This is a genomic window from Dactylosporangium roseum (assembly GCF_025264685.1).
GTDB lineage: Bacteria > Actinomycetota > Actinomycetes > Mycobacteriales > Micromonosporaceae > Dactylosporangium > Dactylosporangium roseum.
Window position 1 is genome coordinate 5644605 of sequence record NZ_CP073721.1, and the last position, 11965, is coordinate 5656569.

Below are 11965 nucleotides of genomic sequence, written 5' to 3' on the forward strand. Positions count from 1 at the left end.
TCGCTGCGGCGTGGGCTACGAGACCCTCGACCGCCGGTCGTGCGCCCTCGCGACTAGCCAAGATCGACGCACTCATCTGTCGGGAAGAGCGAGTCTTGACTGGTGGCAGCTAGCGGCTTTACCCGGCCGCCGAAGGCTGGGCAAATCGCAGCACGTTGCCGTAAGGGTCGATGACCTCGAGTGTCGGCCCGCCAGGCGCGGCAGCGTCAATGCCCGGGCGCACTGGTGCGTTCGGTTTGGCAAGCAACTCCTCGTGCAGGCCGAACACGTCAGCAACAGGGAACCACACCACACCGTGCGGGCTGCCGTCGCCGTGGTGCTCGGACAGATGCAGTACGGCCTGCGACCGGGACACTTGCACGTACAGGGGTAGGCCGGGCTCGAACCGGTGCTCCCAGTCAAGCTTGAAACCGAGGTAGTCGACGTAGAACAGCAGCGCAACCTCAACGGACATCACCCGGAATACCGGCACGCCTGGTCGGATCTTCGGCGAGGCTGAACGTCCAGGGCGGCCCACCGCTGCGGCCAGGACGTTCCAGTCCTTGGCGCCGAACTGGTGGGCGATGAGTTCCAGCGTGAGGCTGTGCGGGACGCTGAACCCGGCTGCGGCGAGGTCATCTTGCAGGAGCTTGGCGAGCTTCTTGGCGTGCTCTGTGTTGGGGGACGTCATTGCGTCGGCCTTCCGCGCGGTGCGTCCTGCCGATGCTCGCGTTGTCGGCCAGCGCCGCGGTTAGAGAGCCGATGCTCGGCAACCCATCCGGTGCATTCACCAAACCCAGAGGGCGCGAGCGGCTGGCTGCACCTAGCCGGTCATGATGATAGCCAACCTTGCTTCGATGCGCCACCGTTCATGAGGTCGGCCAACGGCCGACCGTCGCGTGGCAAGCTGTGCGCCATGAGGACGGCAACGATGGGGGCGGTGGCGCGGGGTCTGGGCGCCGGCGTCGCAAGCGTCGCCGCGGCCCTCGGCGTCGGGTGGGCGATCCTCGCGTCGGCGCCACCCGACCCGCCGTGCGACAGCGATCTCGCGTGCCTGCCGCACCTGGGGCCGGTGATCGACGCCGTGCTGGCGTTCCCGGTCGTCGTCGCGGTCGTCGGGCCGCTCGCCGGCCGCCTGCTGCGCGTGCCGCGGCCTTGGTGGCTCGCGGCACCGGCGGCGTGGGCGGTGGTGCTGGCGTGCGTCGGGCTCGGGCCGGCCGACGGGCAGGCGCACTGGCCGTTCTCCAGCGCCCTTAGCTGCCTCGCGATCCTACTGCTGCCCTACGGGCTGATCGCGTGGTGGACGTCCCGGCCGGCGCCAGGCGAGACGCGGGCCGCCGCGCCCCTCTACAAGATCCTGCTGCCGGATGAGTGGGCGCAGTTCGACGCCTCGGGCCGCTTCGACGGCTCGCCGTTCGACCGCGCGAGCGGGCACGTCCAACTCTGCACCCGCGACCAGGTCGTCATGGTCGCCGGGCATCGGTTCGCCGGCGCCGGGCCGCTGATGCTCGTCGCCGTGCGCGCGGACGCGTTCGGCGAGCGGCTGCGGTGGGAGATGATGCCCGACGGCCGGACCTACCCGCACCTGGACGGGCCGCTCACCACGGACGCCGTCGTGGGCCTCTACCGGGTCGAGGGCACGGAGGCCATCGACGCCATGCTGCCGCGGCACGGCGCAAAGGCCGCGGCCGGTCGGGCCTGGGCCGCACGGAGCACCGGTCAGTAGATCGTCACACCGAAGCGCGTGGCGGCGGCACACGCCGGCTGAAGAAAGGTCGTGCCGTCGTTGGCGTGGTTGCCATTGTCGCCCGACGTGAGACCGAGCGCGTGGGTGCCCGTCGTGAAACGAGCCGCTCGACGCGACCAGCTCGGACACGGTCGCTGGCGTAGGCTCTTCCGGGTTGACTACGGTGAGCACGGGCGTACCCTTGCGGCCCGCGTTGGTGCGCTGGCTCTACCCGATTCGAGCATTGCTCCGTCCACAATGGATGGCGGGCCACTTCGTGGCCTTCGGTGCTGGGACCTCAGACCAACAACGTCGTCGGACAAAGCGCACCGTTCGACTCCAGCAGGGTAGTACACACCTTTCCAGTAGTCGCTGGTCGACTCCATCACCACCAGCGTCACCTGGTTGCAGCACAGCCAGTCGGCCAGTTCCAACAACCGCGTCGGCGAGCGACCACACCCCATTTCCCGCACGCGCGGCGCTCCGAAGGAGCCTACCTCGACGCCCTGGGGGACGTCCGTGCCGCCGCTGCGGCGCTGCACGTTCACCCGAACACGCTGCGGCACCGGATACGCCGGGCCAGGGCGGTGAGCGGAATTGACCTCACCGACCGGGCCGAACGTGTGGTGTGTCATCTCCAACCGCTGCTCGCCGTGCGAGCGCGTGAGAGCACGCCTGCCTCGCCGCGCGTCGCACGGTCAGGTTTCGTGATAGCCGGCCCAGGTGCCGCGGACGTGGCCGATGTGCCGTCGCATCAGGTCCGCCGCCGCCGCCGCGTCGCCGGCCACCACCAGGTCGACGATCTGCTTGTGCTCGGCGGCCGAGCGCCCCAGCTCGCCGCGCGCAGCGAGGTCCTGCAGGCCGTACAGGCGACTGCGGGCCCGGAGATTGGCGACGACCTCGACGAGGTGCCGGTTGCCTGCCAGGGCCAGCAGCGAGAGGTGGAAGCGCCGGTCGACCTCGACGTAACGGATGAGGTCCCCGATCTCGGCGAGCCGTTCCACCTCCTTCGCCAGGGGACGCAACTCCTCGACGGCCGCCCGGGTGGGCTCGTTGATGCCCCGGGCCACCTCTGCCACCGTTGGCACTTCGATCAGTGCACGCAGCGAGGTGATCTCGTCCAGGTCCCGGTCGGTCAGCTCCTTGACCCGGAAACCCTTGTTGCGGACGATCGTCACCAGTCCCTCGTTGGCGAGGTCGAGCATCGCCTCACGGACCGGGGTGGCGGAGACACCGAACTTCTCTGCCAGGCCGGGCGCGGAGTACAGGACACCGGGCCGCATCTCGCCCGTGATGAGCGCTCCCCGCAGGGCGAGGGCGATTTCCTGCCGCAGGTTGGGCCGGCCGGCGAACTGCGGCAAAGCGAGCGTGTCTGGGGCCATGGGCCCGGTGGTGTCCGTCACGGTGTGCTGCTCCTTGTCCACGTCATCGCCGCGTGAATCCCAGGCCCAGGGGATCGTCGGGCTCGAGCACGAACTGGTGTTCACCGGTGCGGTGAGCCATCCCGCGCATCTCGGAAACGTAGGCCGGACGGCCTTCCGTCTCCACTTCCTCCACGACGCGGCCCAGGAATCGGGTTCCGACGATCGAGTCGTGGGTAAGCACCTCGTCGCGCCGAGCTTACCCGACCATGCCAGTAGCGCGATCCGCGCGGACGTGCCCGAGCCGCACGGTGACCTGTCGACCTCACCGTCGGCGAAGACGGTGATATTGCGCTGGTGCGGATCTCCGGGACGCCGTCGGTGACGATCCGGAATGGCTCCCGGCCGTGTGGTAGTCCGTCGTGCGAATGTCCCGCATCGTCTCAGGCCCCCAGGTACGCCTCGACCACGCGCGAGTCGCGGGCGAGCTCGTCGGCCGCTCCCTCCAGCGTGATCACGCCATTCTCCACCACGTACGCACGGTGGGCGATCTTCAGCGCGGCGCGCGCGTTCTGCTCGACGAGCAGCACGGACGTACCGGTGGTATTGATCTGTCGGATCAGGTCCAGGATCTTCGCGACGACGAGCGGCGCGAGCCCCATGGACGGCTCGTCGAGCATCAGCAGCTTGGGACCGGCTACCAATGCTCGGCCGACGGCGAGCATCTGCTGCTCGCCGCCGGAGAGGGTGCCGCCCTGCTGGGTGCGACGCTCGGCCAGGCGCGGCAGCAGCGCGTAGACCTCGTCGATCCGGCTGTTGACCACGGCCTTGTCTTTCACCAGATAGCCGCCGAGCTGCAGGTTCTCGTGGATGGTCAGCCGGGAGAAGATCCGCCGCCCCTCCGGCACGTGGACCACTCCCCGCGCCACGATGTCCCACGGCTTGGCCTTGGTGATGTCCGCGCCGAACGCACGCACGGTGCCGCTCGTGGGCCGGACCACGCCGGAGACCGTCGACAGCGTGGAGGTCTTGCCGGCGCCGTTGTTGCCGAGCAGGGTGACGATCTCGCCCGCACCGACGGTGAGGGTCAGTCCTTGGAGGGCGTGGACGCGGCCGTGGTGGACGTCGAGGCCATCGATTTCGAGTGCCGCGCTACCGGCGACCTCACTCATGGCTCATCTCCTTGGTCGTGGCGTCGTCCGCATCGTCTTCCTTGCCGAGGTACGCCTCCAGCACGGCCGGATCGCGGCGTACCTCCTCAGGGGTGCCGTCGGCGATCTCGCGGCCGAAGTTGAGTACGACGATCCGGCGTGATACCTGCATGACGAGCCCCATGTCGTGCTCGATGAGCACGAGGGCGACGTCGAGCTCGCCGATGCGGTGCAGCAGGTCCAGCAGTTCCACCTTCTCGCCGTGGTTGAGACCCGCTGCCGGCTCGTCCAGGAGCAGCAGCTTGGGCCCGCGCGCGAGAGCGCGTGCGATCTCGACACGCCGCTGCTCGCCGTAGGGAAGGTTTCTCGCCGCAGCGTCCCGGTCTCCGCGCAGACCGACGAAGTCGAGCCAGCGGTTCGCCTCGTCGGTCGCCTCCCGCTCCGAGCGCCGGAACCGTGGGGTGTGCAGCAGGGCGTCGAGTGCGTTCTGGCGCAGCCGGACGTGCATCCCCGCGCGGACGTTGTCCAGGACGGTGAGCTCGCCGAACAGGCGCAGGTTCTGGAAGGTACGGGAGACGCCGCGGGAGGCGATTGCGGACGGCCGCAGGCCGGTGATGTCATCACCCTGCAGCTTCACCGAACCGCCGGTGGGCTTGTAGAAGCCGGTGATGCAGTTGAACGCACTGGTCTTGCCGGCGCCGTTCGGTCCGATGACCGAAAGGATGTCGCCCTCGTTGACCGCGAAGGTCAGGCCGTCCACGGCCTTGACGCCACCGAACTCCAGGTGCAGGTCCTGGACCTGGAGCAGCGGCGCCGATACTGGCGCGCTCACTGTGACACCTCCTTGGCCTTGCGCTTGTCGCGTCGGGACCGTCGTTCCGCGGCCACCGCCGGCCACAGTCCCTGGGGCCGGAAGATCATCACGACAATGAGCAGGATCCCGAAGACGAAGTACCGGTAGTCGGCCGCCTGCCGGAGCAGCTCCGGCAGCACGCTGATGAAGATGGCACCGAGCACGACTCCTGGGTTGGAGCCCATGCCGCCGAGCACGACGGCCATCAGGATCAGCGCCGACCACAGGAACGTGAAGCTGGGCGGGGAGATCGCGGAGAGCTGTGCGCCGAAGAGAATTCCGCCGAGGCCGCCCCATACGGCGCCGGCGATGTAGGCGGCCAGCTTCACCTTGTACGTGTGGATGCCCATGGCCTCGGCGGCGTCTTCGTCCTCGCGGATGAAGCGCCATGCCCTGCCGAGCTTGCTCCGGCCGAGCCGCCCCGCTCCGAGGACGGCGAGGGCGACGATGACCACGCAGGTGTAGTAGAGGGCCACCGGGCCGGACAGGTCGAGCGAGAAGATCTTGAGTCCGGGAATCCCGTAGATGCCCGACGGCCCGCCGGTGACGGGCAGGTTGTTCGCGGTGATCCGGATGATCTCTCCGAATCCGAGCGTGACGATCGCGAGGTAGTCGCTGCGCAGGCGCAGGGTGGGGCCGCCGATGACGATGCCGGCGACGACGGCCGCGGCAATGACGACGGGGACCGTGGCCAGCAGCGGCCATCCGTACCGGGTGGCGAGGATGCCGCTGACGTAGGCGCCGATGGCGAAGAACGCGCAATACCCGAGGTCCAGCAGGCCGCAGTAGCCGACGACGATGTTCAGGCCGACCGCGAGCATCACGAAGAGCAATGCGGAGGTCATCACCGACAGGGAGTAGCTGGTCGCGGTGACGAACGGCGCCAGCAACGCGACGGCCAGCCCGACCGGACCAAGGTAGCGGTTTTGCTGGAGGCGGCCGAGAAGGGCGCTTGGGCGGGCGGCCCCGGTAGAGGGGGCCGCGATCTTGGTGGCCATTAGACACGCTCCGTAACGCGTTCGCCCAGGATGCCGGTCGGCCGGAGGGTGAGGAGGAGAATGAGGAAACCGAACGCGAAGACGTCGCGCCACTGACCGCCGAGCCAGGCGGTGCCGAACGACTCGAGTAGGCCGAGGCACAGGCCGCCGAGCATCGCGCCCTTGATGTTGCCGATACCGCCGATGACGGCTGCGGTGAACGCCTTGAGCCCGATGATGAACCCCATCAGGAAGTCGATCTTCCCGTAGTAGCCGCCGGCCATCACGCCCGCGGCGCCGGCGAGGGCGGAACCGATGAAGAAGGTACGCGCGATGACGGCGTCGACGTTGATGCCCATGAACAGGGCGGCCTTCGGGTCCTGGGAGATGGCTCGCATGGCCCGTCCGGTGCCGGTGCCCATGACCAGCCACTGGAGGGCCGCCATCAGCAGAACGGCGATGAGGATCAGCCCGACCTGCTGGAGGGTGATCCGGGCACCCAGGACGTTGATCGCGTTTCCGGCGAGACGGACGGGGTAGACCTGCGGGTTCGGCCCGGCGACGAGGCGCATGCCGTACTCGAGCGCGAAGGATGCGCCCACCGCGGTGATGAGTACGGACAGCTTGGGTGCCCTCCGCAGGGGACGATAGGCGACGCGCTCGAGCACCAGGCCGACGGTCCCGGTCGCCAGCATCGAGATGATCAGCACGACGAGCAGGGCCACGAAGCCCAGGGACGTCGCCAGCCCGCCCGCGACGCTCAGGACGCCGAAGCCGACGAACGCGCCCAGCATGTACAGGTCGCCGTGGGCGAAGTTGAGGAGCTTGATGATGCCGTAGACCATGCTGTAGCCCAGCGCGACCAGGGCGTAGAACGATCCGACGAAGACACCATTCCAGATGAGTTGGCTCATGGGGAGTCCTCCAGAAGAAGTCCCGGTGGCGCACTGGACGGCGCGCCACCGGGACCGTGCAATTACTGCAGCGAATCCTTGAGAACGATCTTGCCGTTCTGTACGACGAGGATCTGGAAGCCGCCGCTGGAGAGCGTATGGTCGGCGGTGAACTTCAGCGGTCCCGAGAAGAGCTGGAGGCCGTCGACCCCTTCAAGCGCCTTGATGACGGCCGTGCCGTCGGTCGAGCCGGCCTTCTTGATCGCCTCGGCGGCGACCCGGACGGCGTCGTAGGACTGCGTGGAGTACGGGCCCGGATCGGCGCCGAACTTGGCCTTGTAGTTCGCGATCCAGCCGTCTGCACCGGAAAGCGTGTCAGGGGTCTGCGTCATGGTCGCGAAGACGCCTTCAGCGTTGGCGGCGCCGGCGATGTCCACCAGCTTCTGGTCGACCGATCCATCGGCCACCATGACGGATCCCTTGTAGCCGGCCTGCCGTAGCTGGCGGATGATGAGCCCGCCCTCCTGGTAGTAGCCGGTCCAGTAGATGAAGTCCGGGTTGGTCTTCAGAACGGCGTTGACGTTGGCGCTGTAGTCGCTCTCACCCGCGGTGACCGACTGGCGGCCGGCGAGCGCCGGGGAGCCGGTGAGGAGCTTGGCCGTGGTGTCGGCGATGTCCTTGGAGTAGCTGGTGTTGTCGTCCATGAGCGCGACCTTGGTCGCGCCCTGCTTCTTCATGAACTTCAGCGCCGCGTCGGCCTGCTGGGTGCCGGTGCCGTTGATCAGGAAGACGTTCTTCTTGTGCTGCTTGACCAGCTCGGTGGAGTTCGCGGCCGGGATGATCATCGGCACGTTGGCCTTCTCGAAGATCGGCAGCGTCGGGAGCGTAGCACCCGAGCAGTAGCCGCCGACCGAGATCTTCACGCCCTCGGTGACCAGCTTGTTGGCTCCGGCGGCGGCGCTCTTGGCGTCACAGGCGTCGTCCTCGACCTTGAGCTGGAGCTTGCGTCCATTGACGCCGCCCTTGTCGTTGATCTCGTCGATGGCGAGCTGAGCGCCGTTCTTCATGTAGGGGCCGATGGCCGAACTGCTCCCGGACAGGGGAGTCAGCATGCCGAGGACGATCGGTCCACTGTCCGACGACTTGCTTCCGCCGGAGGCAAGCCCGTTGCCGCAGGCGGAGAGCACCATGGCGGCCACCGCCGCGCCGCCCAGGAGGGCGACTCGCGACAGCCGGCGGGTGACATTTGCGGTCACTTCAAACCCACTTCCCTAAGAGGACCGACACGCGGACGGCCAGAGGTGGTGTCAGTAGTACTGCAGTGTGACGTTGCACAGGACTATGACACACACCACGCCAACGCCCTAGAGGAGCAGGTAACAGCGCTATATAGCTTTGGCCTGAGTTACATCGAACCCTGTGTAATATTTTACTAACCGGGACAAAAGGGCTCTCCGACATGACCGCTTTCCTCCGCTGAGCGCACCCGCCCCTGGCACGGCGCGCTCGTCGCAGCCGACCCGCCCTACCGCGACGGCCTGTTCGCGGACTTCGACGCCTACGCCGTACCGCACCGACGAGCGGGTCGCCCTCGATCACTTCCGCGAGATCAACAAGGCCGGCCTGCCGGTGCCGGCGTGGGGGTGAAGGAGTTCAGCGGTGACGTGCGCCGGGCCTACGAGATCTCCGAGCTCGCGCCCGGGCTGGACCTGATGGTCGAGGTCGTGCTCAGCGGGTCCGGATGCCGCGGCCGGGGGCCGTGGCCGCGGTTGCGTAGAGGCTCGGGCCAACCATCACGGTCCGGGTGCCAGAGCTGATCTATTCCAGTCCCGCCAGGTCTTTGATCCAGCGTTGCAGCCGCCGGGTTTGCCCGACTAGAACGGCCGGGTCGCGGAATGTATTCGCCAGCAGGGCCGCGCCTTGGATCTGGGCTACCAACGTGTACGCGAGATCGTCGGCGTCGGTGCGGCCCATGGCCTGAAACTGCGCGCGCGCCCAGTCGAGGCGGATGCCCATGAGCACCGAGGCGGCGCCGGTGAGGTCGTCGTCGCGGCGGCCCAGCTCGGAGCAGAGGGTGCCGTGCGGGCAGCCGTAGCGGGCCGTGTCGGGGCCGGTCTTGACCACCTCGCGGACGAACGCGGTGAGCCTGGCCGCGGGGCTGCGGTGCCGGTCGAGCGACTTCAGGCCGGCCCGGAGATGGTCGGCGTGCGAGTCGATGACGGCGCGGATGATGTCGTCCTTGGTCTTGAAGTAGTAGTAGACGTTTCCGATCTGTACGTCGGCGGTCTTGGCGATGTCGGCGAGGCTGGTATGTCCTACCCCACGCTGGTGGAACAGTGAGCAGGCGGCCTGCACGAGGCGGTCGCGCTTGCTGCTCGACCTCGCCTGGATCAAGTTGGTCATCACATCAACTTTACCGGTACGGCCTGGCCGGCCGGGGACACCGGCCGGCCAGGCTGAGGTTCGGATCAGCCGGTCGTTCCGAACGCGTCGCGGTGGCGTTCGATCCAAGATGTCAGGGTGCGGGCCGGGCGACCGAGCACCTCGCGGACGACGGCGTCGCCGACCGCGAACACGTTCCGGGCGGCGAGCCGGCGGGTCCCGGCGAACACGTCGCCGAGCCAGTCGGGCATGCCGGCGCCGAGCAGGCCGGCCCGGAACGTGGTCTCGTCGACGCGGCCGTGCTCGACCGGCCAGCCGAGCACGCCGGTGAGGGCGGTGGCCACCTCGTCGTAGGTGAGCGCTTCGGGGCCGCCGACCTCCCAGGCCCGGTGGGTGTGTGCGGGGTCGGTCAGCGCCGCGACCACCAGGTCGGCGACGTCCTCGGGGTCGATGAAGCTGAACAGGGCGTCGCCCATCATGGTGTTCAGCCGCCCGGCCCGGATGGCCGCGGCCTCCCACAGCAGGATCGAGGCGAACGGGGTGGGCCGCACCAGGGTGACCGGAATGCCGGCCTTCTCGATCCGGTCCTCGCTGGCCTGGTGCCAGCCGAACGGCGGGTGCGGCGACTGCCGGCACCCGGCGGCGGACAGCTTGACCAGGCGCGGCAGCCCGGCCCCTTCGGCGGCGTCGATGAAGTTGGCCTCCTGCTCGGCGAGGCTCGGTTGGGGTGATGTGGTCAGGAAGGCGATGTCCACGCCGTGCAGCGCGGCGGCGAGCGTCGGCGGCTCCAGCAGATCGCCGCGGACGATCTCCACGTGCGAGCCGAGGCGCTCGACCGCGGTCTCCACGTCACGGGCCATGACGCGTACGGGGGCGTCGTGGTTTCGCAGTTTGCCGGCGACCAGGGAACCCACCTGCCCGGTGCCGCCGACCAACAGGATCCGGCCGCGGTCGCCGCCGGTACTCATGCGGCCACCCCGAATCCGCCGCTGACCATCATCGTGGCGCCCGTGACGTAGGTCGCCTCAGGGGACGCGAGGAACGCCACGGCGTCGGCGATCTCCTGCGCGGTGCCGAACCGGCCGAGCGGCACGCGCGCCGTGATGGTCTTCTTGAACGCGTCGAGTTCGTCCGCGGGCATGCCGAGCTTGGTCAGCGCGGGCGTGTCGACGGGCCCCAGCGTGATCGCGTTGACCCGGATGCCGCGCGGCGCGAGCTCCACGGCGAGGGACCGGGCGAGCGCGACCTGAGCGCCTTTGGTCGCGCAGTAGACGGCCAGGCCGGGCAGCCCGTGCTGGGCGCCGGTCGAGCTCATGAAGATCACGCTGCTGCCCGGGCCGAGTAGCGGCAGCAGCTTCTGCAACAGGAAATACTGGCCCTTGACGTTGACCGCGAACTGCTCGTCGAACCCGGCCTCGTCGATGCCGTCGAGCGGGGCGGGATGTTCGACGGCCGCGTTGAGCAGTACCACGTCCAGCGCGCCGAACCGGTTCCCGAGGTCGGTGGCGAGCCGGTCGGCGTCCGCGACCGAGCCCGCGTCGGCGCGCTCAACCCGGACGCCGGCGGGCAGGGCGCGCTCGGCGTCGGCGAGGGTCCGCGGGTTGCGCCCGGTGACGACGACCGCGTATCCCCGGGCGGCGAGGGTCTGGGCGGTGGCCAGGCCGATGCCCGACGTGCCACCGGTTATCAGGGCTGTGCGTGTCATGACTGTTGATGTCCTTTCTCGAGGGCGTTTCAGGCGATCCGCATGCCGCCGTCGACGGCGATGTCGGCGCCGGTGACGAAGGCCGCGGCCGGCGAGGCGAGGAACGTGACCACCTGGGCCACATCGGCGCCCGACCCGACCCGGCCGAGAGGGACGCGGGCGCTCACTGCCGCGCGCCACTCGGCCAGCGCATCGCCGCCGAGGCCGAGTTTGCCGAGCGCCGGGGTCTCGATCGGCCCCGGCGAGACCGCGTTGACCCGGATCCCGCGCGGGGCCAACTCGACGGCCGCGGCTTGCATGAACGACAGCACCGCTCCCTTGGCGGCGGCGTAAACCGACCAGTCGGGCAGCGCGCGGTGCACACCGAGGGCGGCGTTGAACACCACCGAACTGCCCTCGGCCAGCAGCGGCAGAACCTTCTGTAGCAGGAAGACCTGGCCCTTCACGTTGACGTCGAAGTGCTCGTCGTAGACGGCCTCGTCGACCGCCGCCACCGGCAGCATCGCGCCGACGCCGGCGTTGAGGAACAGCACGCCCACGCGCGCGAACCGCTCAGTCACCTCGGCCACGACCTGGTCGGCGTCGGCGAGCGACCGGGCGTCGGCGGCCAGCACCAGGGCGTCACCGGGCAGTTCCCGGCGGGCGTTGGCGAGCGTGTCCGGATTCCGTCCCGTGACGACTACCGTGTGTTCCTTGGCTAGCAGACGAGCGGTGGCCAGGCCGATGCCGGAGGTGCCCCCGGTGATCAGCGCGACCGGCCGTGATGCGGGAGAGAGCATGCGCACTCCATAGTTAGTTACCCAACTTACTTCTCGGAGCATACCCGCCGCCCACTCCCAGATCCAGTGAAGGCATCACCACACCGGCAGAGCTCCCCTCCCCTGTTGCTCACTCAAGACGAACGCACCCGCGCGCTGGCGGCTGAGCCGCCGTCAGCG

Annotated in this window: 12 protein-coding genes and 2 pseudogenes; 2 read left to right on the forward strand and 12 right to left on the reverse strand. The window is 68.9% G+C overall.

Features of this window, described 5'->3' with window-relative positions; genetic code table 11:
* Nucleotides 1-118: 118 nt before the first annotated feature.
* Nucleotides 119-670, reverse strand: coding sequence for a glyoxalase superfamily protein (locus Drose_RS26385; RefSeq protein ID WP_260724012.1), 552 nt, complete (start codon nucleotides 668-670; stop codon nucleotides 119-121).
* 225 nt (nucleotides 671-895) lie between these two features.
* Here Drose_RS26385 and Drose_RS26390 point away from each other — a divergent pair, with 225 nt between their 5' ends.
* Together Drose_RS26390 and Drose_RS38830 are read left to right on the forward strand one after the other, a co-directional pair.
* Entirely contained in the window at nucleotides 896-1705 is an 810-nt protein-coding gene (locus tag Drose_RS26390; RefSeq protein WP_260724013.1) for a DUF952 domain-containing protein, read from the forward strand.
* Between the two features lie 287 nt (nucleotides 1706-1992).
* Nucleotides 1993-2283 (forward strand): annotated as a pseudogene (locus tag Drose_RS38830) (helix-turn-helix domain-containing protein); the annotation flags it as partial.
* 120 nt (nucleotides 2284-2403) lie between these two features.
* On the opposite strand, the gene Drose_RS26395 reads toward Drose_RS38830, so the two are convergent.
* The 11 genes and pseudogenes from Drose_RS26395 to Drose_RS26445 all read right to left on the reverse strand — a co-directional run bounded on the left by Drose_RS26395 (nucleotide 2404) and on the right by Drose_RS26445 (nucleotide 11806).
* Nucleotides 2404-3108 (reverse strand): GntR family transcriptional regulator, encoded by a 705-nt coding sequence (locus Drose_RS26395; protein WP_260724014.1) that lies wholly within the window; start codon nucleotides 3106-3108, stop codon nucleotides 2404-2406.
* A gap of 22 nt (nucleotides 3109-3130) precedes the next feature.
* Nucleotides 3131-3513, reverse strand: a pseudogene (locus Drose_RS39195) (proline racemase family protein).
* A complete protein-coding gene (locus Drose_RS26405) occupies nucleotides 3510-4238 on the reverse strand; it encodes an ABC transporter ATP-binding protein (protein ID WP_260724016.1) in 729 nt (242 codons plus the stop codon). Before Drose_RS26405 ends, Drose_RS39195 begins: the two are co-directional and overlap by 4 nt.
* Entirely contained in the window at nucleotides 4231-5049 is an 819-nt protein-coding gene (locus Drose_RS26410; protein ID WP_260724017.1) for an ABC transporter ATP-binding protein, read from the reverse strand. Before Drose_RS26410 ends, Drose_RS26405 begins: the two co-directional genes overlap by 8 nt.
* Nucleotides 5046-6068: a branched-chain amino acid ABC transporter permease gene (locus Drose_RS26415; protein WP_260724018.1), complete on the reverse strand. Its 1023-nt coding sequence runs from the start codon at nucleotides 6066-6068 to the stop codon at nucleotides 5046-5048. Before Drose_RS26415 ends, Drose_RS26410 begins: the two co-directional genes overlap by 4 nt.
* Entirely contained in the window at nucleotides 6068-6961 is an 894-nt protein-coding gene (locus tag Drose_RS26420) for a branched-chain amino acid ABC transporter permease (RefSeq protein ID WP_260724019.1), read from the reverse strand. Before Drose_RS26420 ends, Drose_RS26415 begins: the two co-directional genes overlap by 1 nt.
* Before the next feature lie 62 nt (nucleotides 6962-7023).
* Nucleotides 7024-8196: a branched-chain amino acid ABC transporter substrate-binding protein gene (locus tag Drose_RS26425; protein ID WP_260724020.1), complete on the reverse strand. Its 1173-nt coding sequence runs from the start codon at nucleotides 8194-8196 to the stop codon at nucleotides 7024-7026.
* A gap of 562 nt (nucleotides 8197-8758) precedes the next feature.
* A complete protein-coding gene (locus Drose_RS26430; RefSeq protein WP_260724021.1) occupies nucleotides 8759-9343 on the reverse strand; it encodes a TetR/AcrR family transcriptional regulator in 585 nt (194 codons plus the stop codon).
* A gap of 65 nt (nucleotides 9344-9408) precedes the next feature.
* A complete protein-coding gene (locus Drose_RS26435; RefSeq protein WP_260724022.1) occupies nucleotides 9409-10290 on the reverse strand; it encodes an NAD(P)H-binding protein in 882 nt (293 codons plus the stop codon).
* Nucleotides 10287-11027: an SDR family oxidoreductase gene (locus tag Drose_RS26440; RefSeq protein WP_260724023.1), complete on the reverse strand. Its 741-nt coding sequence runs from the start codon at nucleotides 11025-11027 to the stop codon at nucleotides 10287-10289. The genes Drose_RS26435 and Drose_RS26440 overlap by 4 nt, the downstream gene beginning before the upstream one ends.
* A gap of 29 nt (nucleotides 11028-11056) precedes the next feature.
* Nucleotides 11057-11806, reverse strand: coding sequence for an SDR family oxidoreductase (locus Drose_RS26445; RefSeq protein WP_260724024.1), 750 nt, complete (start codon nucleotides 11804-11806; stop codon nucleotides 11057-11059).
* Nucleotides 11807-11965: the final 159 nt, after the last annotated feature.

Excerpts from the sequence above, each read along its gene's own strand:
- Drose_RS26385 (WP_260724012.1), bottom strand. The coding sequence starts at position 670 with ATGACGTCCCCCAACACAGAGCACGCCAAGAAGCTCGCCAAGCTCCTG.
- Drose_RS26390 (WP_260724013.1), top strand. The coding sequence starts at position 896 with ATGAGGACGGCAACGATGGGGGCGGTGGCGCGGGGTCTGGGCGCCGGC.
- Drose_RS26405 (WP_260724016.1), bottom strand. The coding sequence starts at position 4,238 with ATGAGTGAGGTCGCCGGTAGCGCGGCACTCGAAATCGATGGCCTCGAC.
- Drose_RS26415 (WP_260724018.1), bottom strand. The coding sequence starts at position 6,068 with ATGGCCACCAAGATCGCGGCCCCCTCTACCGGGGCCGCCCGCCCAAGC.
- Drose_RS26420 (WP_260724019.1), bottom strand. The coding sequence starts at position 6,961 with ATGAGCCAACTCATCTGGAATGGTGTCTTCGTCGGATCGTTCTACGCC.
- Drose_RS26430 (WP_260724021.1), bottom strand. The coding sequence starts at position 9,343 with ATGACCAACTTGATCCAGGCGAGGTCGAGCAGCAAGCGCGACCGCCTC.
- Drose_RS26435 (WP_260724022.1), bottom strand. The coding sequence starts at position 10,290 with ATGAGTACCGGCGGCGACCGCGGCCGGATCCTGTTGGTCGGCGGCACC.
- Drose_RS26440 (WP_260724023.1), bottom strand. The coding sequence starts at position 11,027 with ATGACACGCACAGCCCTGATAACCGGTGGCACGTCGGGCATCGGCCTG.
- Drose_RS26445 (WP_260724024.1), bottom strand. The coding sequence starts at position 11,806 with ATGCTCTCTCCCGCATCACGGCCGGTCGCGCTGATCACCGGGGGCACC.